The sequence below is a fragment of the Streptomyces sp. NPDC016677 genome, from assembly GCF_055562815.1.
This window is the reverse complement of record NZ_JBVHEO010000007.1, coordinates 256,611-282,379: the sequence shown is the minus strand read 5'-3', so window position 1 is coordinate 282,379 and position 25,769 is coordinate 256,611. Positions and strand designations below refer to the sequence as shown.

The following is a 25,769-nucleotide window of genomic DNA, read 5'->3' as shown; positions in this document are numbered from 1 at the left end:
CTTTCGGAGAGGCCGTTGGATCAGGCGGCTGTGTTGTAGTCGCTCCGCTGGGGGGTGTGCTTGGCGACGGCCCGGTCGGTGATGGCCTTGGACGCGCGGGCTGAGGCGGCGGACAAGGCGTCGGTGTCGGGTTCGAGGTACCGGGGCGCAGGTCGAGGAGGGCCCGTCCTCTGCTACCGCAGTGCCGTGGCGTTGGCGGGTGAGCCGACTCCGCCCGTGAGGTGCAGTGGTTTGACCGTCAGGAGACTGTCCCAGCGGCCGGTGGCCCGGCAGTCGGCGGCCAGGGCTGTCAGGTTCCACAACTCGCCCAGGGGGAGCCCGAGTTTGGCGATCAGTTCCTGGTGCATCATGCCGTCGTCCTCGGGAGCGCTGTGCAGGAAGTCGCTGTCCGACAGGACGGGCAGGACCTCCACGGCGAAGGTGTCGGTGGCCATCAGGGCGATGCGGTGGTCCCAGCACCAGGCGGCGAAGTCACGGGACTGGGCGAAACCGGTGGCGCGCCGCGACTGTCTCGTTTCGGCGCGGGTGTCGGGATCGGTGGTGAGGTACCACTGGGCCCAGCCGGTGTGGACGAGGACGAGGTCGCCGTCTTCGACACGGGAACCCTGTGCGTCCAGTGCCGCGTCGAGCAGGTCCGGGGTGAGGGCGGGGCCGGCGGCGTGGTCGAGCGGGGTGCCGCGGTCGCGCAGCAGGCCGTCGATGTCGATGAACAGCCCTCGTCCGGCCAGCGGTGTCTCGGCCCACAGCTGGACGCCCAGGCGTGGGCTGCGCGGGGTGATGTCCTCGTCGGGGACACCGTTGTAGAAGCCGTGTCCGGAGGCGCGACGGTGACGCAGTCCGTCGATCTGGGTGCTCGCCTGGAGGTGGAAGTCGTCCAGGACGTCGTCGCGGGCCTGGTCGTGCTTGGCGGTGATGCGGTGCCGGGGAATGCCGCGCGCCTTGGACATGGGCGGGTCGAAGGCGTCGAGGGGGTAGTCGAGATTGAGGGCACGCCCGTCCCGTACGCACCGCGCGGCGCGCAGGATCTGCTGGGAGCCGGCGAGGTTGGCCATGCCGCGTTCGGGTTCGCCGTCGAAGAGGTGCCAGCTGGATCCGGGGGGCGCGTCGGTACGTTGGAGGAGTTCGTCGTAGGTCGGCAGGAGCTGCACGGGGGGCCTTCGGTTCAGGGGCAGCGGGCGGCGATGGCCCGCGCCGCGTGGCGGACTTCGGTGATGATGCGGGTGTGGTCGGTCCCGGGCAGGTCGCCGCTGGGCCCGACGACGCTGAGCGCGCCCAGCAGGTGGCCGTCCTTGAGGACGGGGGCGCTGACGGACGTGACGTCCAGGACGCGTTCGTCCTGGGACAGGGCGTATCCGTTCTCCTTGATGGCGCGCAGTTCGGCGATCAGATCCTCGGCGGTGATCTGCCGGCCGGAGGCCCGGGTGAAGGGCACGGCGGCGGTGACACAGCTCTCCTGTTCGTTCTCGGGCAGCCAGGCCAGCAATGCCTTCCCCGCGCCCAGGTGGAGGGGCAGCTTGTCTCCGATGGGCAGTTGGTAGCGCAGCGGGTTGCGGCCCTCCACGCGGGCGATGGGCACACGTGCGGTTCCGACGCGGACGAACAGGGTCGGGGTGAGGCCGGTGGTGGCGGCCAGTTCCTGGAGGACGGGCAGGGCCACGGGGGTGAGCCGGTTGTTGACCAGGAAGGCGTGAGCGGTGGCGACGGCGGCGGGGCCGGCCACGTAGCCGGCGTTCTCCTTGGCCGCGTAGCCGCGGTCGACCAGGACGTTCAGGATGCGCTGGGCGGTGGCCACGTGGAGGTCCGCACGGCGGGCGACGTCACTCAGACGCAAGGGCAGACGGGCGTCCTCCAGGACGCCCAGCACGTCCAGGGCCCGGTCGACCGAACGCATGGTGCTGGCGGAGGTGGGGGCCATCGGCGGGTCTCCTGTGGCAGTCGGCATGGCACTCGGTGTGCCGTAGTCCGATAAGAGTTATCAGACTGCCGCTGCCGGTAGGCGCGGTCGCCCCCTGGGTGGCTCCGGCCCCCGCCTTGACTACGCGTGTGGGCTGCCGGCGGGCTGCAGTTCCTTGGCCGGGCTGGAGCTGTTCTCCGCTTCCTCGGGTGTCAGGTAGGACAGGAGGAAGGCGATCAGTCCGCTGATGCCGGCGACGACGAAGGTGGGCGGTCCGGCGTGTTCCTCCACGGCGGCGACCCAGCCGGCGTCGCCGACGATGAGACCCAGAGTCTGGCCGAGGACGAGGAGGAGGCCGCCGGCGAGGAAGCCGATGACGGTGAGGCGGAAGAGGAACTGGAGCTGTCGGACGGGCATGGGGGCCTCCGGTTCAGACGGGCAGGACGCCGGTGGCCACGGCGGCGCCGATGAGCAGGATCGGGATGCAGTAGTAGGTGAGCAGGGGGACGAAGGTGCGGGACGGGTCCACGCCGGCGATGCCGCTGGCGACGTAGATGGGCGCTCCGGACGGCGGTGAGGCGCCTTCGGTGGAGGCGAAGATCAGGACGGCGACACAGGCGGTGGCCGGGGAGACACCGGCGCCCATCAGCGCGGAGACCGCGACCGGCCCGATGGCGGCCATGGTGGCGCTGGCGGTGAGCGGGATGGCGACGCCGACCACGAGGACGCCGACGATCAGGGCCATGACCCACAGCGGCGCGTCCACGCCGGAGAGCAGTTCGGTGAGCTGCTCGGGCAGGCCGAGTTCGCCCAGGGCTCCGGCCGCGGCGAAGGCGGCGACGATGGTGACGCCGAGGACACCGAACTTCGGGGCAGCCCCGCCCAGCAGGTCCCACCACGCCTTGCCTGTGCTGGGCAGGTGGCGGCGGCCGAGTACCAGGACCAGGGCGATCATCAGGACTGGTATCCAGGTGATCAGGCTGATCATGTCGGACATCTTCACGCCGTCCGTCCACTGACCCAGCGCACCGGCGAGCGGTCCGCGGGTCAGCAGGAGCGGCACCGCGATGCCACCGAACAGCAGCAGGCTGGTCCAGCCCGCGCCCAAGGTGCGCCGCAGTGGCTTGAGTTCGCCGGTGTCCACCGCCTGGATGCCGTGCCGGCGGACCATGACGAACGCGGCGACGAGCCGGTAGCCCAGGCACCACAGTCCGCCCAGGAACAGCGGCAGCACGATGTCGTCGGTGGACACCACCGAGGCGACACCCGCCGAGCCCATGAGGATGAACATGGTGGAGCTGAAGGGGAAGGTGACACCCATGCCCGCGCCGCCGGCGGCGACGGTCGCCGCGAGTTCGCCACTCACGCGGGAGCGCTTCATCCAGGGAATGGTCACCGAGCCGACGGCCGCGGTGACCGCCGCCCCCACATGCGCAATGGCACCGAAGACACCGGCGGCCACGGTCGAGGTGTAGATGGGGCCGCCGCGCAGACGGCCGAGCAGCGAGTTCAGGATGTCCAGGAGGTGGTCGAGAACCGGGGTGCGGGCCAGCACGTAGCTCATGAAGACGAAGGCCAGGGCGGCGAAGGTCACCTCCTCCTGCATCGCCTCGGCCAGACTGCCCCACATCACGTGGAGGATGTCGCCGCCGGAGAACAGGCCGGTGACCAGGAACCCGACGATCAGCGCCTCACCGATGTTGCGCTTGAGGACGGAGTTCCACACGAGGATGGCCGCGATGTAGCAGCCCAGCGCCCATACGGCGATCACGACTCTCCTCCGCTTGTGGCCTGGCCGCCCGTGGTGGCACGGATCCGGGCGCGGCGGTCGGCCTCATCGGCTTCGACCGCGCGGGCGGCGTCGAGCACCGACCCTGCCTTCTCGGCCGCGACCACGGCAACTCCGTCGCTGTCCGCGACGACCAGGTCACCGGGGCGGCAGACCAGCCCGCCCACCGCCACCGGCACGTTGACGTGTCCGGGACCGAACTTGTAGGGCCCGGCCGGGGTCACCGCCCGCGCCCACACCGGGAAGCCGATCTCGGCCAGCACATCGACGTCACGCGCGGCGCCGTCGAGGACCATGCCCACCACACCACGGGCCTTGGCGCGCTCGGCGATCAGCTCGCCGATCAGGGCGCGGGAGGTGTCGCCCTCGCCGTTCACCACGATGATGTCGCCGGGGGCCGCGGTCCTGACGGCCTCGTGGATGGCCTTGTTGTCGCCGGCCCGCGTCCACACCGTCAGGGCCCGCCCGATCGCCCGCGCACCCGGCCACAGCGGCCGGATGCCCGAGTCGAGGAGGGCGAGACGGTCGACCGCGTCGCCGATGTTCGCCGTGGCCACGTCCTGGTGCGCGGCCAGGAGTTCGTCCGTGACCTGCGGTATGGCACGCAGCCCCTCGGGACGGGCGGCGAGCTGGTGCACGTGGCCGATCGCGCGGGCGAGTTCGGCGTCCAGGTCGAGGTCGGCCATGAGGTCCGCGGCGGCCGATGCCTCGAAGGCGCGGCGCACCCCGTGCTTGGCGGTCCCGGTGTACAGCCGGTCCAGCGTGCTCTCTCCACCGGCCAGCTCGGACGCGATCTGCTCACGCACCCACGTCTCCTCCCCCGCGGCGCGGCCCGCCTCCACGGTCTGCACGATGATCGCGCCCAGGCCCTTCATGAACACGCTGCGCAGCAGCTTGCGGGCCGAGGCGGCCCCCGGCTCCGAGCCCAGGTCCTCCACCGGCGCCCCCAACGCGCCGAAGTGGTCGGCGACCGCGGTGGCACCCGGGCCACTGGTCACCAGTGCCGTGCGGTGACGGTACGTGGGGACGGAACCGATCACCGACACGTCCGCGAACACGGCCTTCGACGAGGCGGTGACGGCCTGGGCGATCTCCCCCTTCAGTCCGGGAGCGGCGGCGTTCATGTCCGCGTACACGGTGGCGGATCCCAGGTGCGGAGCTGCCTCCCGGGCCACCGCGAGCGCCGCCCTCGCCCCGGTCAGTCCGAGGACCAGGTCGCAGCCGCGCACCGCGGCCTCGATACTGCCCGCTCGCTCGACGCCCTCCGGAGTGGGCACGTCCCCCGGGTCGTAGCCCGTCACCGACCAGCCGTTCTCCAGAAATCCGGCGGCATAGAGGCTTCCCGCCTCACCCAGTCCCAGCACTCCGACGCGCATGCGTGGTCTCCTTGCCACCCGCACAGGGGATTATCATTGCGTGATAACGCTTATCGTTTAATGAGCAGTTGGATGTTGCCTGCGCGTGAAGCGGGCGTCAAGAGCTGGAGAATGATCGATCAAACGCCCCTTGAGGCGCAGGCGGGGTGTGGGTGTCGCCCACCTGGAACTCCTGTCGGAATGACTTCAGGCGCCATCAGCCGATCAGCGAACAGCCCAGGGTGAGGAGGTGCTTGTGGCCGCCCTGCCCGAAGCCCAACGTGACGCGGTGCGCGAGCACCTCCTCACCAGTCACACCACGATCGACCAAGTCGGGCGGGACGTCGCGGAACCGGCGGGAGCCGAACAGCTGGTCCTCAACCATCTGGTCCCCGCGACGAATCCGGCCCGCCGCTGGAGAGCCGCGCAGCGCGGTTACTCCGGCAGGCTCGTCGTGGGCGAGGATCTGTTCACCCTCGGTGTCGGGCGGCGTGATCGTGAACCCGTAGCCGCAAGGAACCGGGAAGGCGCCCCACGGCGCCTTCCCGGTCGCAGGACCCCTTCGGCAGCCCGGCCGGGGCATCGAGGAGTTCCCGTCCTCACGGTGCGCCCACTCGCCTCGGCCGGGCAGGCCCGTCACGCTTCGGTGACGGGCCGTCCCGGGGGAGCGCCGTACGCCCGCCACGGCGAGCAGAGCGCCGAGCACACACAGGACGGCCCGGAGACCAGAACGGTGCTGTGGACGCCGTTCATGAACGCCTGGTGGCTGCCCTCGACATCCGCCGACATGAACGAGGCGGACATGTCACCGGAGACCGGGGTGATGCCCACGGCCACCGCGCCCTGCACCTCTGACAGGCCGCGGGCCCTGTCGGCGGGCATGCCGGAAAAGATCGGTTCCCCACTCAGGGTCGAAGCGACTCGACTGCTGATGAGGGAGATCAGGACGGATGCGCCGAGCGCGCCGCCGACCTGGGGGGCGGTGGCCTGGAGGCCATCCGCGACGCCACCGTCCTTGGCCGGCGCGTCGCCGACGACGGCGTCGGGCGAGGAAGCCATCACCATGCCGACGCCGAGGCCGAGCGCGATGAACGGGGCCACATCGCGGTGTACCAGGAGTGCACGTTCCAGCCGAGCATCGTGAAGCAGGCAACGGCTAGGAGGGCCATGCCGAGCGGCATCGTCCAGCGCGGGCCGAACCTCTCGGTTAGCGCTGCGCCCAGCGGGGAGGCGACCACGGAGGCGAGGCTGAGCGGCTGCAGGCCCGCCGCCGCCCACGGCCGGCCGGGCATTGTGCTCGGCGGGGCGGCGAAATCCGGCGACGGTCCGGTGCACGCCGCCCGGATCTACAAACTGCCAAGGGCTCCGCGGTCAAGGCCCGCACCCAGGCGATCAATCAGCTCAAGGCCGTCCTGGTCATCGCCGACCCCGCCCTGCGGGAACGCACGTCGAGCCTCGGCAACGCCGAGCTGTTCCGCACCTGCGCGCGCCTCGTCCCACCCGCCGGTGGGGGAGAGGAGGACGCGGTGACCCAGGCCACCCACATGACGCTGCGCATGCTCGCCGAGCGCATCGAACAGCTCACCGGACAGATCAACGAGCTCAACCAGCGACTGACCCGGCTCGTCGAACTCCACGCCCCGCAGCTGCTCGAACCGGTGGGCATCGGCCCGGACAGCGCCGTCACTCTCCTGATCACCATGGGAGGCAATCCCGAGCGGCTGAACACCGAGGCGTCCTTTGCTGCCCTTTGCGGAGTCAGCCCCGTCGAGTACTCCTCCGGCCGGCGGCGCACGCGCCGGCTCAACCACGTCGGTGACCGCCAGGCCAACGCCGCCCTGCACCGCATCGTGTTCACCCGGCTACGCCACGACCCGCGCACCCAGGCGTACTACGAACGCCGCACCCAGGAAGGCAAGACCCGACGTGAGATCATCCGATGCCTCAAGCGGTATGCCGCCCGCGAGGTCTTCAACCTGGTCAGACCAGTGTCCAGCACCCCCGCGTTATAGGGGCGTCTGTGAGACGTGAGAGGGTCTAGGACGTGAGTGAGACACCGTCGAACACCCTGCAATACCGCTTTGACGGGCCAGAAGAGGCCCCGGTCCTGATCCTCGGTCCCTCACTGGGTACCACACGGCACAGGTCGTAGAGGCCGTCTTCAGACGTCCACGCCAGTCCATACTGGGCGAGTGGTGGCAGGTCAGGGCATCGCAGTCCGGGGGTGTCGGCGTAGTTGGTGACAGGCGCGTGACAGCGGCGGTGATAGATCGAGGCCCCGCCGAGGAGCATCCTTGGCGGGGCCTCTGTTTGGAGCCATAGGACAATGCCCCACCGGGGCGCTCCGGTGGAGCATCGCCGTGAAGTTGACTGTGCGTGCACGCGTGACGCGCTCGGCTCGTCATGGAGTTTGTCTTCCAGCGCTGTCTCGGGGAGGCTGAATATGCGATCGCAGCCATGACTGACGATGTCCCCGCCGGGCAACTGGGCGGGGGCGGCTGATCCCCGATGCGGTGGAGACCACCGGATGTCGGACGGATAACGTCGGCGAGCACGCCGAGCAGGGGCGACTCGCCGCTGCCGTAGGGTCCCACGAGCACCGGCGTCGCCAACTTCGGCCGTTCCGCTGTTTCCACCAGGGACCCGGCGGCCTGGGTCCCCGTTACACAACGGCAGAGGTGGAGTTGAGCGGTCCGATCAGGGGGCGAGGTGGGCGAGGGCTGGGGGTTTGCCCGCCGCGGGACCGGACCCGGTCCTCGGCCACGACGGAAGAGTGCTGCGTACGGACGCACACGTGGCGGGGTGCCCGGTGTCGCTCGTGGGGAGGGCGGACGGCTGTCGGGGACGTGCGGAACGCGTCGGCCCACACGTCCCGTCACCGACCCACGGGATCACCGTCGGCACCGTCGTTCCGGGCGCGTAGTGTCAGGTGGCCGCCGTGATGCAGCGGTGTGCTCAGCCGCGGACGCGCCGCCTCGTGGCCGGTCTCCGCGTCGAGGATGTGCACCTCGCCGTGGCCGCCCCGGGTGACGGCGATCCAGTCGGAGGCCGGTGAGGCGGCCACCGCGCGACGTTGGACGCCCTCCCAGGGGGTGCCGCCGCGACGTGGAGCACTGTCCATACCGGGCAGGGGGAAGCGGCGGGCGGCGCCGTCGGCGTCGAGCAGGATCAGCTCGTCGCCGTCGGGATGGACACGGGTGAAGGCGGTGTGGCGCCGGGCGAGGGCCAGCCGGAAGACGAGCCCGGGACCGAGGTCCGTGAGCAGCGTCCGGCCGGTCCCTAGCTCGTGGTGCCATGCCTGGTTGGTCCACTCCGGCCAGCGCAGCGGGTCCGGGTCACCGCCACGCAGCGTGGTCCACAGTGCCTGACGCCGGGTGTCGAGCCGGAGGTACCAGCCCCGGGCGGGCGATCCCCACGGAATGACCGCCTCGGCAACGAGGATGTCGCCCTGTCTGCGGGCCCGGTGCACTCCCTGGCTCGTGGCCGCGAACACCTGCTCCGAGCCGGGTGCCTGTGCGTCCCCGTGTCCGTCGTCCGGCAGCGGCAGGAGCGCGTGAGGCGTGACCGGGGGACAGCCAGGCGGAGCCGCGAGGAGGTCCGCGAACCGGTGGACGGCCAGCGCACCGGGCTCGCGGTGCCGCAGTACGACCAGAGGGTCGGTCTCACCCAGCACGGTTACGCCCGGTTCGCCGACGCGGGTCCGCACCCGTGCGGCATCCCCGGTGGCCAGGTCGAGGACCGTCAGCAGGTCCGACCACGGTTCGCTGTTCTTGCCGAGGCCGGTGGTGACGGCCAGCAGGCGGCCGGACGGGTCGCAGGCGAGGTGCTCGGCCGGCACGGCGACCGGAATCGCGCGTTCCACGAGTTCCTCGGCGTAGGGGTTGAGCACCAGCAGTTCCCCGCGGCGGTCGTCGACGCAGGCCACCCGCCCACCCGGCAGCGCCAGGAACCCGGCGTGCTCCGAAAGGTGACGGCCGGCGAGACGTCCTATGACGGCACCGTCGGGCACGGTCAGCAGGTGTACGGCTCCGGCCACATGGTCGGAGACGAGCAGGACGGGTGTGGCAGCAGGCATGAGTCCTCCAGAAACCGGTCTGGTGAAAACGATTATCATGTATCTTCGGTGCGTTCCCGGTACCTGAAAAAGAAGCGAGGGCATCGATGCTGCGCTCACCGTCGAGATTCGTTCGTAGTTGGCTCACCGCAGCGGCGGTGGGTTCGCTCCTGGTCGGCTGCGGCTCGTCCTCCGAAGAGTCCGCGAACGACAAGGCCAAGCCCGCGGCGAAGACGGAGGTGACCGTCGAACCCATCAAGGCGTCAACGGAGTTGACCGACGTCAACGGCGTCAGGATCTCCTTGCAGAAGGAGCCCGAGCGGATCGTCTGCCTGTTCGCACTGTGCGACGACATCCTGACCGAACTGGGCATCGTCCCGACGGCCACCAACAGCGCGGTGCTCGCCCACCCGGACTTCCTCGGGGAGGAGAAGGCCAAGGAGGTGGACATCATCCCCGGCGGCTTCATCGCCCCGGAGGTGGAGGCGATCCTCTCCCACAAGCCCGATCTCGTGATCGGCCTCGGGGACACCCACGGCAAGCTCGCCCCGGCGCTGAAGGGAGCGACCACGTTCTGGGCCATGCAGCCCGAGACGTGGCAGGACAGCGTGGGCTACCTGCGCGACACCGCCGCGCTCACCGGCCGCACCGCGCAGGGGGAGAAGGCGGAGAGGACCTTCCGGGTGAAGCTCGCCGAGGCCGAGAAGACCCCGAGCGACAAGACCGCGCTCATCATCTACGGCAGTGACGAGAACTTCGGCGTCGCGACGCCCGAGGGTGACGTGGCCGCCAGCCTGTTCCCCAAGATCGCCGACTACCCGTGGAAGTCCCGCGGCGTGGAGGGCAGTTACAGCCTCGAGGAAATCCTCGCCAAGGACGTCGACGTGCTGTTCGTCGAGACGCTGAGCTTCGGCGACGCGGACGGCGAACTGTCCGAGAAGCTTGCCGGGAACCCGCTCTGGGGCAAGATTCCGGCGGTGAAGAACGGTGACGTCCACGAGGTGAACTCAGAGGTCTGGGCCAAGGGGCGCGGCACCCGTTCACTGGGCATCGTGCTCGACGAGGCCACGGCCGCGCTGCGGTGAGGACGTCTCTTCCAGTGCCCGCCGTAGCCGATCGCGCCGCGGCGGGCGGAAAGCGGCCGTCACGCGGTGCACGGAGGTGGCAACCGCTTCTGGTGGTCGTGTTGCTGGCCGTCTCCTCGGTCTGCGCGCTCAGCCTCGGCACCCCCTACGTCCCCCCACACCGACTGGTCGCCGCCGTGCTCGAGGGGGACACGACCCTCGCCGGGATCGTCGTGAGTGAACTCCGCGTGCCCCGGCTGCTGCTGGCGCTGGTCGCCGGAGCCTGTCTGGGGGCGGCCGGGCTGGTGCTCCAGGAGGCGCTGCGCAATCCGCTGGCGGTGCCGGAGATGCTGGGTGTGTCGTCCGGGGCCGCGCTGGGGGTGGCCGCGCCGCTGGTGCTGGCCTTCTCGCTGCCCGCCGCCGTCCAGCCTCTGCTGGCCATCGGCGGGGCAGCCCTGGGTGGCGGGCTCACGTTGCTTGTCGCCGGGATCGGCCGCAGTCCGTCCGCCGTACTGCTGACCGGCGCGGCGGTGGCGGCCGCGTTGCAGGCCGCGCTGCTCGTGCTGATGGTCATGGCCGACCAGTTGGACCTCCAGCTGATCTACCGCTACCTGCTCGGTTCCCTCTCCGCCCGGACGTGGGACGACGTGACGGGCCTGTGGCCGTGGCTGCTCGTCGCGGTGCCCGCACTCGTGCTGTGCGCGCCGGTGCTGTCCGTGCTGCGGCTGGGCGACGAGGACGCGGAGGCGCTCGGTGTCCGAGCTCAGCGCGCCCGGCTGGCAGCGCTGGCCATCGCCGTGGTGCTGATCGCTCCGGTGACGGCCGTGTGCGGGCCCGTCGCCTGGGTGGGTTTCCTCGCCCCGCACCTGAGCCGCTGGTTCGATCCCGCGGCGGGAGCGGTGCGCTGGCTCCCCTGGTCCGCGGCCTGGGGCGCTGTCGTCGTGGTGGTCGCCGATGTCCCGGCCCGGCTGGCGTTGGCACCCGTGGAGACGCCTGCCGGTGCGTGGACGGCCCTGCTGGGGGTGCCGGCCGGCGTCGCGCTGATGCGGTCGGGTGGCCGTCGCCGGGCGGCGGCCCGGCGCGGGCCGGCCGCTTCGGCCGGGGTGCGCGAGCAGCTGTCCGGGCCGCGGAAGGCGGCTTCGGGCGTGGCGGACGAAGTACCTCCTGCCGGGGCACCGCCTCACGCTCACCGGGGCGGACCCGGGCCCGACGAACCGACCTCGCCGCCTCTCGGGACGATCAGAACGGAGGATGTGCGGTGACCCGGCGATTCACGGCCCTCGCGGCACTGGCCCTCATGTGCGCCGCGGTGGAGGTGGTGGCCGGGCGCGGCATGTCACCGGGGGCGGTCTGGGACGTCCTCAACGGTGGCGGTGACGCGACGGAGCGCCACATCGTGTTCCAACTGCGTCTGCCGAGGCTGCTGGTGGCCCTCGGCGCGGGCGCCTGTCTGGCCGTGGCAGGGCTGGTCCTGCAGTCCGCCCTGCGCAATCCCCTGGCCGGGCCGGAGGTGACGGGCGTGACCCCGGGGGCGGTCCTCGGCGCCGTGACCGCGACCGCCCTGGGGCTCGCCGGGTGGGATTCGCCCCTGGCCGTGGTCCTCGCCGCGTGCGCGGGCGGGTGCGCCGGAGCGGCGCTGCTGTGGCTGCTCGCCGGCCGCGGTCGCGGTGATCCCGCCCAGACCGCCGTGCACGGGGTGCTGGTGTCGGCGGTGCTCGGCGGGCTCACCGCCATGGTGCTGCTCGTCGAGCCGGGTGAGCTCGGCAGCGTCGTGCAGTGGCTGGTGGGCACCACGGAGGGCCGGGTGTGGCAGCACTGGCACCTGCTGTGGCCGTGGGCGCTCGTCTGGGGGGTTGCCGCCTGGCTGCTGGCGGGGCCGTTGACCCTGCTGCGCTGCGGGGACGACATCGCCCTCGCCGCCGGCCTCTCCGCTCGCCGGGCCCGGACCCTGGCCCTGCTGTGCGCGGTGGCCCTGACCGCCGGCGCCGTGGCCGCCGTCGGCGCGCTGGGTTTCATCGGGTTGCTCGTTCCGCATCTGGCCGTGGCCGTCTTCGGTGCGGACCTGCGCCGGAGCCTTCCCGGCGCCGCCCTGACAGGCGCGGTTGTGGTGTGCGGGGCTGACGCGGCGGCCCAGTTGTCCTCGCGGCTGCTGGCGACGGCGCTGGACTCCGGACGGCTCACGCTGCCGGTGGGGGCGCTCACCGCCTGCCTCGGTGCCGCGCTGCTACTGCTGGTCGTGCGCCGCACGCCGAGCCGTACGTTCTGACGTCGAATTGAGGACAGAGCATGATCGAGTCCGTGGGGATCCACGTCGAGGGGGTCCACTTCGGCTACCCCGGACGGCCCGTGCTGCGGGGCGTCGACCTGACCGTCCGGCCGGGCGAACTGACCGCCCTGATCGGCCTGAACGGCTGCGGCAAGTCGACCCTGCTGCGGCTGGCCGCCGGGCTGCTGCAGCCCGACGAAGGGCGCGTGCTGCTCGGCGAGGACGACATCGCGCGGCTTACAAGACGCGCCACGGCCCGGAGGGTTGCCTTGCTGCACCAGTCGGCCCCGGCCGTGCCGGGCATGACGGTGCGCCACCTGGTCCGTCAGGGGCGGTATGCGGCACGTGGCCCGCTGGGCATGCTGCGCGAGGGCGACGACCCCGTCGTGCGCCGGGCGCTGCGTGACGTCGGGGTGGAGGACTGGGCCGACCGTGACGTCGACGCGTTGTCCGGCGGCGAGCGGCAACGCGTCCGGCTCGCGATGGCACTCGCTCAGGACACCCGGGTCCTGCTGCTCGACGAGCCGACCACGTACCTGGATCTGCACCACCAGCTCGACGTACTGCAGACCGTGGTGCGTCTGCGGGAGGAACGCGGGCTCACGGTGGTGATGGTGCTGCACGACCTGGCTCACGCGGCCCGCTTCGCCGAGCGGATCGTCGCCCTGCGGGAAGGCCGTGTGGTGGCCGACGGAGCGCCGAAGCAGGTGGTCACGCCGGGGTTGTTGGCGGAGGTGCTGCAGGTGGCAGGCCGGGTCGGTGAGGATCCGGAAGGGGGGTGGCCTGTGTGTTACCCAGATCACCCCATCGCAGCTCTGGAATATGAAAATCAGATTCATTAGGTTGGGTCGCGGCGCTCATCCGAACGCCGTATCTCCCTGCTGATGAAGGAGAGTTCATGGACAACGAGCAGGTCTTCGCGCCGATCGCCGACCCGGGTCAGCTGGCTCACGACTCGGCCTCTCACTCCAACGCGCTCGTCGAGAACCCCTTCGAGGACACCGAGGAGTAAGTGAGGGCCTAGCCACCCTCGACCGTGGGCCCGCCCGATGCCTTCCGGGCGGGCCCACGCCCGTAGCCGCTCCCGCCGACAGGAGGAACACCGTGTCCCGTAGCCGACTCGTCCCCGGTGTCGAGGTCGTCACCGTGCCCGGGCGGGGGCTTGCCGTCCGCACTCCTACGGGGGAGTTCTTCAGTGTCAGGACGGGAGACGTCGACGAGGACGCCTTGCTCTCCCTGCTCACCGGGGAGACCACAGCCCCGGTGGACGAGGGGACGGATCGCGTGATCCGGGCATTCGAAGAAGCCGGCTATCTGACGGAAGGGCCGCTGGGCCCGAAGTGGCCCGCCGCTCGCCAGGACGTCACAATCCTCGGCGACCCGGTCCTGACCGAACCGCTCGCCGTACAACTGGCCGCCCTGGGCGCGCGGCCCCGCACGACTCCGGCCGTGACCGCCTCCGGCAGCTCGCCGGTGGGCATCGAGGACCTGCTCGACGGAAACCCCTCCGCGGTCGTGTGGTGCCTCGACGGGCCCGTGCCGGACGGCTTGTGGGACGCCGCCGACCGGCTGCCGGAGCACGGTGTCGCGTGGCTGCGCTGCCACCGCGAGGGCTGGCAGGCGTACGTCGAGCCGGTGGCCGCCGCTCCCGGGGACGTCACCTCGGCGCACGTCCGGTCCCGCCGGCTCGCCGCCACGCCCGCTCACCGCGAGCTGGCCGCGTACTGGAGCGGACCGCGTACCTCCGGCGCGCCGGTCCCGGTCGCCGCGCCCGCCGCCACGCTGCTCGCGGCGCTGCTCGCGGACGATCTCGGCCGGTGGGCCACCGGCGCTCCCGACGCGGTCGGCCTCCCGGCCCGGCGCCGACTGCGACGGGTGGACCTGCGCACGCTGACCGTCACCGAGCACCCCGTGCTGCCGGTGCCCGACGTCGCGCCGATGCCGAAGAAGGACGGATGACGGCGTTCAGCACGGCCGTGGAGGAACTCGCCACCGACGTCCTGCTCCCAGCCGGTGACGGCCCCTTCCCGACCGTCCTGATCCGCACCCCCTACGACCGGACCCGGCACGAGGCCGAGGCGCGCGGCTGGGCCCGCCGCGGGTTCGCCGCCGTCGTCCAGGACGTGCGGGGGCGGTTCGCGTCGCCGGGGCAGTGGCACCCGTACGCGCACGAGACCGCGGACGGAACGGCGGCCGCCCGCTGGATCCGGCGCCAGCCGTGGAGCGACGGGCGGCTGGTGGCCGCCGGCGCCTCCTACGCCGCCCACTGCGCCCTCGTCCTCGCCCTCGACGCGCCCGGGGACGCCCGGCCGGATGCCGTCATCGCGGCCGTGCCCGCCCTCGGCCTGGCGGAGACGGCCCGTGAGGCATCCGGCGTGGAACGGCTGCTGGCCCGCGCCGGATGGTGGGCCGCCCACGGCGACCGGCGCGACTCCGACGAAAGCGCGCTGAACAAGGCCCTCGCCGAGGACCCCGGCCTGCTCACGCACCTGCCGCTGACCGCCCTGCCCGAGCGGCTGGGCCGCGCCCTGCCCTCCTGGCCGGGGCTGTGGCGCCGACCCGGCCGCGGGCACCTCGTGGCGCGGGCCGCGCACGCCGGGCCGCCCCTGTTCGCGGTGGGCGGCCACCACGACCACTTCACCGAGGAGACCGTCGCGCTGTGGCGCGCCTGGGGCGGATCCTCGGCGCGTCTGCTGCTCGGCCCCTGGGGGCACCCGCTGACCGCTGCTCCGGGACCGGACGCGAAACCCGCCCACCGGCTGAACCTCGGCGAGCTTTACGTGCGCTGGGCCCGCCGCGCCCTGACCGGCGACCTCGCCCCCGGCCACCACGGAGCACTGGCGCTCGGCTGCGCCGGCCTATGGCTGCCCGCCGACGCCGAGGGAGAACCGCGTGCCCACCGCACGCGCCTGCTGCACGGCTCCGCCTTCACCGCCGACCCCGCCCGGCCCGTTCGCTCCGACGACCTGACCGTCCCCGCCGACGGCCCGCCCGACCGCTGCCTGCTGGTCACACCGCCGTCGCCGCGTCCGCTGGACCTCGTCGGCCCCGTCAGTGTGCGGCTGCGGGCCATCGCCCACACACCGTCCGCCGACTGGGCCGTCAGGCTCGTCGCGCTCCCACCGGACGGGACCGCCGAGCGGCTCGCCGTCGGCATCGTCCGGCGTGCCGAACCGGCCGGCCGGGAAGCGGCGTTCACCGTCGGTCTCGGCCGGCTCGCACGCCGGCTCCGGGCCGGTACCCGGCTGCGCCTGGAGATCGCCGGACACCACTTCCCGGCCCACGCCCGCAACCCCCACACCGGGGGCGACCCGATGACGGCCGCACGGCTGCTCGCCTCCCGGCGGGAGGTCGACCCGGACAGCGTGGTGCTGAACCTGCCCGTCCTCCCGTCCCGTCCCGCCCCCACCGACCCCGCCGAGGAGATCCTGCGATGACGGCTCTGCCGCTGGAAGCGCTCGTCGACCCCGTCTGCGGAATCGTCCGCAAGGTCAAGCCCGTCGAGCACCCCGCGGGCGCCCCGCCCCGCTACACCGCGCTCACGGCCGAGGTGTCCGACGCCCGCAGACACGGCCTGTGGCCCGCCGACCGGGTCTCCCTCGGCACCACCTTCGGCGACCCCGAGCAGGCCCGCGTCGCCGCGATAGCCGAGGGGATGGAGCGCTACTGCGGCAACCGCGTTCCGCCGCCCGGCCACCCGGACGCACCCCTGCGCGCCACCGCCGCCGAACTGGCGGACAAGGGTCTGCGCTTGTACGGCCCGGCCGATCTGCCCGCCTACGCACCCTGGCAGTACGCCCGCGCGAAGTTCCCCTACCGCCCGCTCACCGCCGACACCCCAGCGCTGTGGACACGGGGAACGGAGCGACTGCCCGGCGGGACCGCCGCCGAGGTCTGGGCGCCCGTCTCGCTCACCCATCTCAACTGGCGCCAAGGTGACCTGCGCGAACTGCCCCGAACCCACCACCTCAACTACGCCGGGATCGCCACCGGACAGGGCCTTGACGACGCGATCGAACGCGGCCTGTTGGAGATCGTCGAACGCGACGCCCTGGAACTGTGGTGGCACCTGGACGGCCCGGCCCGGGGCATCGACCCGGCGAGCGTGCCCGGTCTCGCCGACGACCTCGCCGGCTCCGCCCTCGACGTCCACCTCGTCGAGATGCCTTCGGAGTTCGCCCCCTGCATGGCCGCGCTCGTCCATGACCCGCGCCTCGGCCTGTACGCCGCCGGCTTCGCCTGTAAGTACGACCCGGCCGAAGCCGCCCGCAAGGCCGTCCTGGAAGCCGTCCACACCTGGGTCTTCACCCAGGGCCTGACCGATCCCGACGGCTGGGTGTTCCAGGCCGTCGAGGCCGGGCTGCTCGCCCGTGGGCTGTACCTGGAGTACCGGGCCGACGGCCGTTACCTCGACGTGTGCGGCGAGCAGTTCGAGCATGTGCGGGACCTGGGAGCGCACGTGCAGGTGTGGCTGGACGAGCGGATGGCGGTCGAGGCCCGGAGGTTCACCGAGCCCGCGCTCGGGACGGTATCCGTGGCAGAGGTCGAGCCTGGCAGCCGGGAGCGGCTGGAGAGCACGCTGCGCGGGGGCGGTCACCGTGTCATGACCTTCGACCTCACCACCGAGGACGTGGCGGAGACCGCGCTGCGCGTCGCCCGTGTCCTCGTCTCCGGACTGCTGCCCAACGCGCCCGCCGCCTTCGGCTACTTCGGATGCCCGCGCTTTGCCGAAGCCGCGACCGCGCGCGGATGGCGCACGACCGCGCCCAGCGAGCCGGAAACCTTCACGCTGGCGCCTCCGCCACACATGTGAGGACCGTCGTGGAACATTCCCGCGAGGACCGCCCGGTGGACCTCGCCACCGCCCTCGCCCGCGCCCGCTCCCCGGAGCTCCCCGGCCCCGACACGCCCGCCGGAGCACCCGTCCGGGCCTGGGCGGGCCCGCCGCGCCCGCTCCCGGAGGCCGGCCCCGCGGACCTCGACCTGCGGGCCTTGTTGCGTCTGTCGCTGGCGGCCTCCGACACCTCCGGACGCCTCAGGCCCACCCCCTCCGCCGGTGCGCTGCACCCGGTGGACACCGAACTGGTCGTGGGCACCGGCTGCTCCCTGCCGCCCGGCCGCTACGGCTACGACCCGCTGCGCCACCGCGTCCACCACGTCGGCCCGCCCGTCGACGGCACGCCACCAGGGGTGACCGCCGCACTCACCGTCACCGCACAACGCACGGTGTCCCACTACGGCCACCGGGCCTGGCCCCTGCTGTTGCTGGACACCGGGCACGCCGCCGCGGCGCTGCTCCTGGCGGCCCGCGTCCTGGGCACGGGCGGATCCGACGTACGGCTGGACGGACGCACCGAGAACCCCCTGGCCGTCGTACGCATCCCACCGCCCGACGGGCGGTGCCCGAAGCGCCCCGCAGGGACTGAGGACCCGCCCACCCCGGCCGACCTGCTGGCGCGCCGCAGTACCCCGCCACCGCTGCCGGGCCTCCCACCCCGCGATGCACTGCGGGCAGTTCTGGCCACCGCCGAACGAGCCGGGAACGGGGGCCTGCTGCGCTGGAGCGCCGCGGTCGGCCCGCCCCGGCCCGGACTCATGGAACTGGCCCCCGAGGGCACGACCCTGCGGCGCTACGCGTCCGGTGAGGCCCGTCCGACGCTCGCGGCCTGGGCGGCGGGCCAGGCGTGGCTCGCGGACGCCGGCGCCGTACTGCTCGCCCACGGCTGCCCCACGGACGCAGACGCCGCGCACATCCGCCGCGCCCACCTGCGAGCCGGTTTCGCCGTCCACCTGGCCCATGTCACAGCCCTGCGCCACGGGCTGGCGGCCCGGCCCGTCGGCTCCTGGCAGCAGGCGGATTTTGGCGCCGCCCTCGGCGCCGCGCCGGGCCGTGACTGGGTCGTGCACGCCCTGGCCCTCGGCACCCGCCACGCCGACGAGGAGAACTCCACGTGATCGTCCACCCCGAGCTGCGCCGCGCCGCACGACGCGCGCGGCACCCCCTGCTCGCGGCCACCATCCTGCAGGGAGCCGTCACCCTCACGCACCTGGCGCAGGCCGCGCTGCTGGCCCTCGCGCTCGCCGGCCTGGCCGGCGGTGACACCGGCCGACTCCCGTGGCTGCTGGCCGCGGTGCTCGCCGTCGTCGCCGCCCGCGCCGGGCTCGCCCTGTGGCAGCGGCGCACCGCCACCCGCGCCGGGTCCCGGGTCAGGGTGGCACTGCGCGACGAACTCCTCGCCCACCTGGGCCGGCTGGGGCCCGCGTACCTGACCACAGCGCGGGCGGGAGCCGTCCGCACCACCCTGGTCGAGGGGGTGGAGGGCGTCGATGCCTACGTCTCCCGCTATCTGCCCCAGCTCTTGGTGACCCTCGCGGTACCGCCCTTGGTCCTGGCCGTCCTGGCCGTGGTCGAACCCCGGGCCCTCCTCGGCCTCGTCCCCGCCCTGCTCCTGGCCCTGCTGGGGCCGCGCGCCTGGGACCGGCTCCTCGCCGCCCGAGGAAAGGAACACTGGGACACCTACGAAGGGCTGGGCGCCGACTACCTGGAGGCTCTCCAGGGCATGCCCGCCCTGCGCGCCGCCGGCGCGGTCGGCCGCACCCGGGCTCGCCTGGAGGAGCGGTCCGCGGCCCTGCACCGCGCGACCGTCGCCAAACTGCGCGTGTCCCTGGTCGACACCGGCATCACCGACCTCGCCATCCAGGGCGGCACCGCCGCCGCCGCGCTCCTGGCATGCTGGTCGGCCGTCACCGGATCCACCACTGCGACCGGTACCTATCTGGTGCTGCTGCTGGCCTCCGAGTGCTTCCGCCCGGTCCGCGACCTCGCCCGGGAGTGGCACGCCGGGTACCTGGGGGTGTCGGCCGCCGACGGGCTGGCGGCCCTGCGCACGGCCGAGCCGGCAGTCCCCGACACCGCAACGGCGCCCGCGCACGGGCACACCCCGCCCGAACTCCGTTTTCACGAGGTCCGGTTCACTTACGACGGTGCTCCCGCGCCCGCCCTGGACGGCGTCTCCTTCACCGCGCGAGCGGGACGGACCACCGCGATAGTCGGGCCGTCCGGCGCGGGCAAGTCGACCCTACTGGCCCTGCTCCTGCGCCACCACGACCCCCAGGAAGGACGGATCACCCTCGACGGCCGCCCCACGACCGCGTGCGCGCTCGACTCGCTGCGGCAGGGCATCGCCGTGGTCTCGCAGGAGACGTACCTGTTCCACGCCACCATCGCCGACAACCTGCGCCTGGCCCGGCCCGGCGCCACGGACGACGAGCTCACCCGGGCGGCGCGCGCCGCCGGGATCCACGACGAGATCGCCGCCCTCCCGGACGGCTACGCCACCGTCCTCGGCGAACGGGGCGCCACGCTGTCCGGCGGCCAGCGACAGCGGCTCGCCCTCGCCCGGGCCCTGCTGTCCGACGCTCCGGTCCTCGTTCTCGACGAGGCCACCAGCGCGGTCGACGAGCGACGCGAGGCGGACATCGTCCGGGAGCTGCTGAAGGCGGTCGGCGGGCGGACCGTCCTGGTGGTCGCCCACCGGCTCGCGGCCGTCCGGCAAGCCGACCAGATCGTCGTCCTCGACGCGGGACGGGTGGACGCCGTCGGCGACCACACCGGCCTGTTCGAGGCCGGCGGCGTCTACACCCGGCTCGTCGAGGCCGGCCGCGCCCATCGAGGGGAACTCGCCGCATGAGCACCGTCACCGGTCCCGCCGCCACCGGGGCGGACGTCCCCGCGCGGGGCGCGCTGCGCGCCCTGCTGCCCGCCCTCGCCGGGCACCGCGCCATGACCGCCCGCACCTGTGCCGCCGCGCTCCTCGAGCAGGGCTCCCTCGTCGCGCTGGTGACCCTGGCCGCGCACACCGTGGGCACCGCCGTCATCGAAGGACGCGCCCCCACGGCCGGCACCGTCACCGCGCTCGTCGCCCTTGCCGTGACCCGCGCCCTGATGACCTGGCGGGAGATGGACCTCTCCCACGACCTCGCCTACCGGGTCCTGGCCGCACTGCGGGTCCGCGTTTTCGACGGACTGGCCCGCAGCGCGCCCGCCCGGGTCGCGGGCCGCCGCAGCGGCGACCTCGCCGCCACCGCCATGGCCGACGTGGAGGCGTTGGAGTTCTTCTACGCCCACACCACCGCCCAACTGCTCGCGGCAGGAACGGTCTTCACCGGCGGATCGGTACTTCTGGCCCTGGTGGAGCCGTGGCTGCTGGTGGCCGTCCTGCCGGTCGCGGCCCTGCTCACCGTGGCGCCCTTCGCCGACGCCCGCGCGCGCACGGAACGCGGCGGCCGCACCCGCACGGCCGTGGCCGCGCTGTCGGCCGACACGGTGGAGACCGTCGACGGGCTGCGCGAACTGCTTGCCTTCGGCGCTCTGGCCGGACGCCGCCGCAAGCTGGCGGAGCGGGGGCGGCAGGTGGGCGACGCCCAGCGCGCCGAGGCCACATGGGAGGCCATCGCCGCCGCCGTCCGTGACCTCCTCATCGTGATCGCGGTCCTCGGCGTGGTTGCTGCGGCGGCGCAGTCCGTGACCTCCGGACGGCTGCACGGTGCCTGGGCCCCGGCCGCGATGGCGCTGGCCCTGTCCGTCCTCGGCCCGGTCGCGGAGTCGGCCCGCGCCCTGAGCCAGGCCGTGGCCCTGCGCGCCGCCGCCGCCCGCGTCGACGCGGCCGTCAAGGCCCCCGCCCTGGCACCGCCGCCCGCCGCACCCCGCCCCCTGCCTCCCGGACCACTGGGCATCCGGTTGCACTCAGTGAGGTTCGACTACGGCGGCACCCCCGTGCTGGACGGCGTCGACCTCACCGTCCATCCCGGCCGGACCCTCGCCCTCGTCGGCGCCTCCGGCGCCGGCAAGTCCACCTGCGCCCACCTGCTGGCCCGCTTCTGGGACCCGTCCGCCGGTGAGGTCCAGCTGCTGCCCGCCGATGGCGATCCCGTGGACGTGAGGGAGGTGAGCGACGCGGAGCTGCGGGGGGCGTTGGTCTTGGTGGGGCAGGACGCTCCCCTCTTCCACGGCACCCTCGCCGAGAATCTGCGGCTCGTCGCACCCGAGGCCGATGACCGGGCGCTGGCCGAAGCTGCGCGGCTGTGCGGCGTCGACCGGATAGCCCCCCTGGACACCCTCGTCGGCGAGCGGGGCGCCACGCTCTCCGGCGGTCAGCGGGCCCGTGTCGCCCTGGCCCGTGCGCTGCTGGCCAAACCGCGTGTCCTCGTGCTCGACGAGTCCACCGCTCACCTGGACAACACCGGTGACGCCGAACTCGCCGCCGCGCTGCGGCAGGAGAGCCGCACGACGATCTTCATCGCCCACCGCCCGGCCACCATCCGCCGCGCCGACCGCATCGCTGTCTTGGAGGAGGGCCGCATCACGGAAGAGGGAACCTGGGAGGACCTCACAAGCAACCCCGGCAGCGCGCTCAACCGCATCCTCAGCGGCACCACCTTCTCCGAGCACGGCAGGTCGCCTCGGGAACCGGTCCAGTGACGCTTGGAGGCGGGCGTACCTGGAAACGACTGCTCCCGGCCGATCGTCGCGTCGGCGGTCGGCCGGCACGGGGGGTGCCCCTATGTCTTTGGTCAAGGGAAACGGGGGTGCGTCGGGTCGGTGAGCCGGGGCAGCATGGCGGGGTGGCTGATCTGCTGTGGGATGACGTGAAGTGCTTCTTCGACCCTGACTTGATGGGGTCGCTGCCGGACGTGCTCGTCCCGGATGCCTCGGTGGAGGACTGGCAGGCGGTCCTCGATCTTGTCGCGGAGAAGGGCTGGAAGTGCCAGTACTCCGAGGGAGGAACAGTGCTTCCGGTGCCCCGGGCGGAGGCCGTGCTGTCCCGCCCGGCGGATGCCGAGTGCCCGGACCTCCGGGTCTGGCCGGCTGCCGATGTGCTGGCGATCTTCCGTTTCCATGCCGATGATGAAGTCGACTTCGACGTCGATCTGCGGGAGTTGCAGGGCCAGGATCGACTTGATGTGTTCTGCGGGTTCCTCCGGGAGATCGGGCGGCGGCTGGGCAAGCCGGTGCTGATGGACCCGGAGGGCGATGATGGCCATCCGGTGCTCGGCTTCGATGTCGAGGCCGATCGAGTCGTTGTCCTCGCAGACCCGCTGGTCAGGTGACTGTGGCCGACGGCTGGGGTTCGTAGAAGGTTCCGTCGCGGAGCATCGCGAACAGGACGTCGGCCCGGCGCCGGGCAAGGCAGAGCAGGGCCTGGGTGTGGTGCTTGCCTTGAGCGATCTTCTTGTCGTAGTAGGCCCGGGAGGCAGGGTCGCCCAAGGCGGCGAACGCGGAGAGGAAGAAGGATGCTGCAACCGCGGCCCGTCGCAATCGGCATCGGTCCCGGCCACTCACCACCGGCAGGGCTCACCCCGAGCAGCGAGGAGACATGGCGCAGGGACCCCGGGTGGCGAACAGTCCGGGGCCCCTGCGCTGTCTGCAGGTCAGCCCATGCCAGCGGTTCTCGATAGCATCCCTGGCATGGAGCCGTTGAGTGTCCAGCGTGTCAGGGTTCTGGTCGACTATTACGGGCTGTGCCTTCAGGACGCTGATGACGCGTGGCTTCCTGCGATGTTCCCGGAAGGCTTCGCTGCCGGGGACTTCGGTACGGAACGGCCCGGGCGGATCGATTTGACGTCGGCGGGGCACACGCAGCACGTCGCGGTCACCGCGGAGATCTGGGAACACGAGCCTCAACTTCTTGAGGGCCCGTGGGACAAAACGGCGACGGCTCGGATCGAGTGCCGGTCCGGGACGCTGCGGCTGTGGTCGATGGGCGGCCCCCGGTCTGGAGGACATCTCACTGCCGTCCGCCCCGGCGACGTGGAACGCCCGGATCTTCTGTACTGGGCGTCAAGAAACAGCCGCGGCGAGCAGGGACGGTGTGCCCGACGGGGTGGAGCAGTACGTGGTGCAGTTCTGGCCGGTGGAGGGGGCGGGGTGAGCCGTCATTGGCTCACCCCGCTCGGTGGTTGTGGTCAGCCGGTGATCTGGACGAGGTAGCCGTCGTCGGGGCCGTCAGGCACTCCGGCGGCGGGCTGCGTGTGGTCGAGGGAGAATCTCTTATGTCGCGAGGATGGAAGATCACGGTCATTGTGCTGGCGGCGGTCGGAGTTGTGTCGACACCGCTGGTCTGGCTTTTGGACGGTCCCGGTGCCGGACAACTGGCCGGGGCCACGGTCCAGGCCGCTGTCGGTATCGCCGCCCTGGTGTGGGCCTTACTGCAAAGCCCGCCCTCTACTGGGCCCACGGACAGAGCCACCCGGACCGGGGTGGCCAGCCGCGGAGGCATCACCGGAATCCGGCGGCCCGGCGGCCGTGGACGTGGGTCGGCGACAGCTGAGCGGACGGGAGAGGCGAGCGGCACCAACTCCGTCTCCGGCATCGACTACACGAGCTAGGCCGGGCATCCATGGCGAAAGCATCTTCCCGCACGGAACGAAACGAGAAGCCCGAACCGACAGTGACCGTGGCGGGCACCGGCAACGCGGAGGCCAGTGGTGATGAGACGGCCGTGACCGGCCACCGCGGTCCAGCCCCGGGAACCGGCCGCGCTTCCTTGAGCTCACTCCACGTCTCCAGGACTGGGGACGCCACCGCGATCGGGGCCGGGGCGATAGCGGTCAGCGGGAACTTGACCGTGCAGCGCGCACTGCAGGAACCGGCCCCATGGCCGCATCAGGTCGGGGTCATCCCGCCTGAAGCGCAGTCCTTCCAGCACCGCGCCGAGGCAGACCGGTTGCGGGCGACAGTCGCCGGTGGGGGCACCACGATGCTGTCCCAGGTGCTCACCGGGATGGGCGGGGTCGGCAAGACCCAGCTCGCCGCCGCCCATGCCCGGGCTGCCTGGGACGACGGCCGCCTGGATGTCCTGGTCTGGATCACCGCGAGCGCCCAGTCGTCCGTGGTGAGCGGATACGCACAGGCCGGCGTCGAACTGTGCCGAGCCGACCCGGACGACCCTGAGCGGGCCGCGAAACAGTTTCTGGCCTGGCTGACCCCCAAGCCCGGGCAGCCGCCGTGCCGGTGGCTGATTGTCCTCGACGACGTCGCCGATCCGAGCGATCTGGTGGTCCGCGCTGAGAATGCCGGCAGTCACTACAGCCTGTGGCCACCCGCGAGCCCGCATGGTCAGGTACTGCTCACCACCCGCCGCCGCGACGCCGCCCTGTTCGGGGAGGGACGGCGCCGGATCGATGTCGGTCTGTTCACCCCCGCCGAATCCGACGGCTACCTCACCGCATCCCTGACAGCCCTCAGCCGCACCGAGCCCGCCGACCATCTCACCGCCCTCGCCCGTGACCTCGGATACCTACCCCTGGCCCTGGCCCAGGCCGCCGCCTATCTCATCGACTCCGGTGACAGTGCGGCCGCCTACCGAGAACGGCTGGCCGACCGCGCCATCGCTCTCGCCGACCTTTCCCCCGAGACCCTGCCCGACGAGCAGGCCGCCGCCCTCGCCGCCGCCTGGTCCCTGTCCATCGACCGTGCCGACACACTACGTCCCGTCGGCTTGGCACGGCCCATGCTTCACCTGGCTGCCCTGCTCGACGCCAACGGCATCCCACAGTCCGTCCTGACCAGCGAACCGGCCCGCGCCTACCTCGCTGCACACCACACCACAGCCAGCCGCAAAGGCGGGCGGCTACCGAAGTGGCGGCCCGGCAGACGCCAGCGCCTCGCAAAACCGGTCTCCTTCGAGGAGACCCTCGGTGCTCTCAGGGCCCTGGACCGGCTCAGCCTCGTTGACCACTCACCCGCCAGCCCCCGCCAGGCCGTCCGGGTACACCAGCTCATCCAGCGGGCCGCCCGCGACAGTCTCACCTCCCACCAGCACGACCAGGCCGCACGTACCGCCGCCGACGCCCTGCTCGCCGCCTGGCCCGAGATCGAACGCGACACCGGCTTCAGCCAGGACCTGCGCATCAACGCCGTTTCCCTGATCCGCCACGCTGAAGACGCCCTGTACCGGCCGGACGCCCACACGGTGCTGTACCGCCTTAGCGAAAGCCTCGGCAAAAGCGGTCAGGTCACCGCCGCCGTCGACCACTCCCGCAACCTCGCCAGCAACACCCATAGTCGCCTCGGCGCCGACCACCTCGACACACTCATCGCCCGGAGCCACCTTGCTCACTGGCAGGGGGAGGCGGGGGACGCGGCCGGAGCGGTGCGGGCCCTCACCGACCTGCTGGCCGACCAGGTGCGGGTGCTGGGCCCCGACCGCCCCAGCACCCTTCTCACCCGGTATAAACTCGCCTCCTACCGGGGGGAGGCGGGGGACGCGGCCGGAGCGGTGCGGGCCCTCACCGACCTGCTGGCCGACCAGGTGCGGGTGCTGGGCCCCGACGACCCTGACACCC

General features: G+C 72.5%; 21 protein-coding genes and 2 pseudogenes. 14 read left to right on the top strand and 9 right to left on the bottom strand.

All coding sequences use genetic code 11. From position 1 onward, the window contains the following. Window positions 1-173: 173 nt before the first annotated feature. The 7 genes and pseudogenes from ACZ3IG_RS21440 to ACZ3IG_RS21410 form a co-directional block, all read right to left on the bottom strand. Complete coding sequence (locus tag ACZ3IG_RS21440) at window positions 174-1,148, bottom strand: cyclase family protein (protein WP_467433981.1); 975 nt, start codon at window positions 1,146-1,148, stop codon at window positions 174-176. 14 nt (window positions 1,149-1,162) lie between these two features. Next, window positions 1,163-1,915 carry an IclR family transcriptional regulator gene (locus ACZ3IG_RS21435; protein WP_467433980.1) on the bottom strand — a complete coding sequence of 251 codons (753 nt, stop codon included), beginning with the start codon at window positions 1,913-1,915 and terminating at the stop codon, window positions 1,163-1,165. Between the two features lie 120 nt (window positions 1,916-2,035). Continuing rightward, on the bottom strand, window positions 2,036-2,311 hold the full coding sequence (locus ACZ3IG_RS21430) for a hypothetical protein (RefSeq protein WP_467433978.1): 276 nt from the start codon (window positions 2,309-2,311) through the stop codon (window positions 2,036-2,038). Between the two features lie 13 nt (window positions 2,312-2,324). Further along, window positions 2,325-3,665 carry a TRAP transporter large permease subunit gene (locus ACZ3IG_RS21425; protein WP_467433977.1) on the bottom strand — a complete coding sequence of 447 codons (1,341 nt, stop codon included), beginning with the start codon at window positions 3,663-3,665 and terminating at the stop codon, window positions 2,325-2,327. Continuing rightward, entirely contained in the window at window positions 3,662-5,059 is a 1,398-nt protein-coding gene (locus ACZ3IG_RS21420) for an RraA family protein (protein WP_467433975.1), read from the bottom strand. The genes ACZ3IG_RS21425 and ACZ3IG_RS21420 overlap by 4 nt, the downstream gene beginning before the upstream one ends. A 196-nt stretch (window positions 5,060-5,255) precedes the next feature. Then, a complete protein-coding gene (locus ACZ3IG_RS21415; protein ID WP_467434083.1) occupies window positions 5,256-5,423 on the bottom strand; it encodes a hypothetical protein in 168 nt (55 codons plus the stop codon). Window positions 5,424-5,690: 267 nt separating this feature from the next. After that, window positions 5,691-6,294: pseudogene (locus tag ACZ3IG_RS21410) on the bottom strand (MFS transporter); the annotation flags it as partial. A 270-nt stretch (window positions 6,295-6,564) separates the two neighbouring features. On the opposite strand from ACZ3IG_RS21410, the gene ACZ3IG_RS21405 reads away from it, so the two are divergent. Next, window positions 6,565-7,050: a transposase gene (locus ACZ3IG_RS21405; protein ID WP_467433974.1), complete on the top strand. Its 486-nt coding sequence runs from the start codon at window positions 6,565-6,567 to the stop codon at window positions 7,048-7,050. An 863-nt stretch (window positions 7,051-7,913) separates the two neighbouring features. Here the strand turns inward: ACZ3IG_RS21405 and ACZ3IG_RS21400 are convergent. Further along, window positions 7,914-9,113: a hypothetical protein gene (locus tag ACZ3IG_RS21400; protein WP_467433972.1), complete on the bottom strand. Its 1,200-nt coding sequence runs from the start codon at window positions 9,111-9,113 to the stop codon at window positions 7,914-7,916. 86 nt (window positions 9,114-9,199) lie between these two features. Between ACZ3IG_RS21400 and ACZ3IG_RS21395 the strand changes: the two genes are divergently transcribed. The 12 genes from ACZ3IG_RS21395 (at window position 9,200) to ACZ3IG_RS21340 (ending at window position 22,532) form a co-directional block, all read left to right on the top strand. Next, window positions 9,200-10,177 (top strand): ABC transporter substrate-binding protein, encoded by a 978-nt coding sequence (locus tag ACZ3IG_RS21395; RefSeq protein WP_467433971.1) that lies wholly within the window; start codon window positions 9,200-9,202, stop codon window positions 10,175-10,177. 92 nt (window positions 10,178-10,269) lie between these two features. Beyond that, complete coding sequence (locus ACZ3IG_RS21390) at window positions 10,270-11,418, top strand: FecCD family ABC transporter permease (RefSeq protein ID WP_467433970.1); 1,149 nt, start codon at window positions 10,270-10,272, stop codon at window positions 11,416-11,418. Window positions 11,419-11,453: 35 nt separating this feature from the next. Then, window positions 11,454-12,422 (top strand): FecCD family ABC transporter permease, encoded by a 969-nt coding sequence (locus tag ACZ3IG_RS21385; protein ID WP_467434080.1) that lies wholly within the window; start codon window positions 11,454-11,456, stop codon window positions 12,420-12,422. Window positions 12,423-12,442: 20 nt separating this feature from the next. Next, entirely contained in the window at window positions 12,443-13,264 is an 822-nt protein-coding gene (locus ACZ3IG_RS21380) for an ABC transporter ATP-binding protein (protein WP_467433968.1), read from the top strand. Window positions 13,265-13,320: 56 nt separating this feature from the next. Further along, entirely contained in the window at window positions 13,321-13,434 is a 114-nt protein-coding gene (gene amiA, locus ACZ3IG_RS21375) for a streptamidine family RiPP (RefSeq protein WP_241270818.1), read from the top strand. Between the two features lie 92 nt (window positions 13,435-13,526). After that, window positions 13,527-14,381: a hypothetical protein gene (locus ACZ3IG_RS21370; protein ID WP_467433967.1), complete on the top strand. Its 855-nt coding sequence runs from the start codon at window positions 13,527-13,529 to the stop codon at window positions 14,379-14,381. After that, window positions 14,378-15,859, top strand: a complete 1,482-nt coding sequence (locus ACZ3IG_RS21365) for a CocE/NonD family hydrolase (protein ID WP_467433966.1) — start codon at window positions 14,378-14,380, stop codon at window positions 15,857-15,859. The genes ACZ3IG_RS21370 and ACZ3IG_RS21365 overlap by 4 nt, the downstream gene beginning before the upstream one ends. Further along, window positions 15,856-17,235, top strand: a complete 1,380-nt coding sequence (locus ACZ3IG_RS21360; RefSeq protein ID WP_467433965.1) for a YcaO-like family protein — start codon at window positions 15,856-15,858, stop codon at window positions 17,233-17,235. The genes ACZ3IG_RS21365 and ACZ3IG_RS21360 overlap by 4 nt, the downstream gene beginning before the upstream one ends. 8 nt (window positions 17,236-17,243) lie before the next feature. After that, window positions 17,244-18,377: a SagB/ThcOx family dehydrogenase gene (locus tag ACZ3IG_RS21355; protein ID WP_467433964.1), complete on the top strand. Its 1,134-nt coding sequence runs from the start codon at window positions 17,244-17,246 to the stop codon at window positions 18,375-18,377. Further along, entirely contained in the window at window positions 18,374-20,113 is a 1,740-nt protein-coding gene (locus ACZ3IG_RS21350) for an ABC transporter ATP-binding protein/permease (protein ID WP_467433963.1), read from the top strand. Before ACZ3IG_RS21355 ends, ACZ3IG_RS21350 begins: the two co-directional genes overlap by 4 nt. Then, window positions 20,110-21,903, top strand: a complete 1,794-nt coding sequence (locus ACZ3IG_RS21345; RefSeq protein WP_467433961.1) for an ABC transporter ATP-binding protein — start codon at window positions 20,110-20,112, stop codon at window positions 21,901-21,903. The genes ACZ3IG_RS21350 and ACZ3IG_RS21345 overlap by 4 nt, the downstream gene beginning before the upstream one ends. 143 nt (window positions 21,904-22,046) lie before the next feature. Next, window positions 22,047-22,532 (top strand): hypothetical protein, encoded by a 486-nt coding sequence (locus ACZ3IG_RS21340; RefSeq protein ID WP_467433960.1) that lies wholly within the window; start codon window positions 22,047-22,049, stop codon window positions 22,530-22,532. Here ACZ3IG_RS21340 and ACZ3IG_RS21335 read toward each other — a convergent pair. Continuing rightward, window positions 22,525-22,713 (bottom strand): annotated as a pseudogene (locus ACZ3IG_RS21335) (IS110 family transposase); the annotation flags it as partial. The gene ACZ3IG_RS21340 and the pseudogene ACZ3IG_RS21335 overlap by 8 nt on opposite strands. A gap of 1,336 nt (window positions 22,714-24,049) precedes the next feature. On the opposite strand from ACZ3IG_RS21335, the gene ACZ3IG_RS21330 reads away from it, so the two are divergent. After that, a partial coding sequence (locus ACZ3IG_RS21330) for an NB-ARC domain-containing protein (RefSeq protein ID WP_467433959.1) occupies window positions 24,050-25,769 on the top strand: 1,720 nt, incomplete at its 3' end.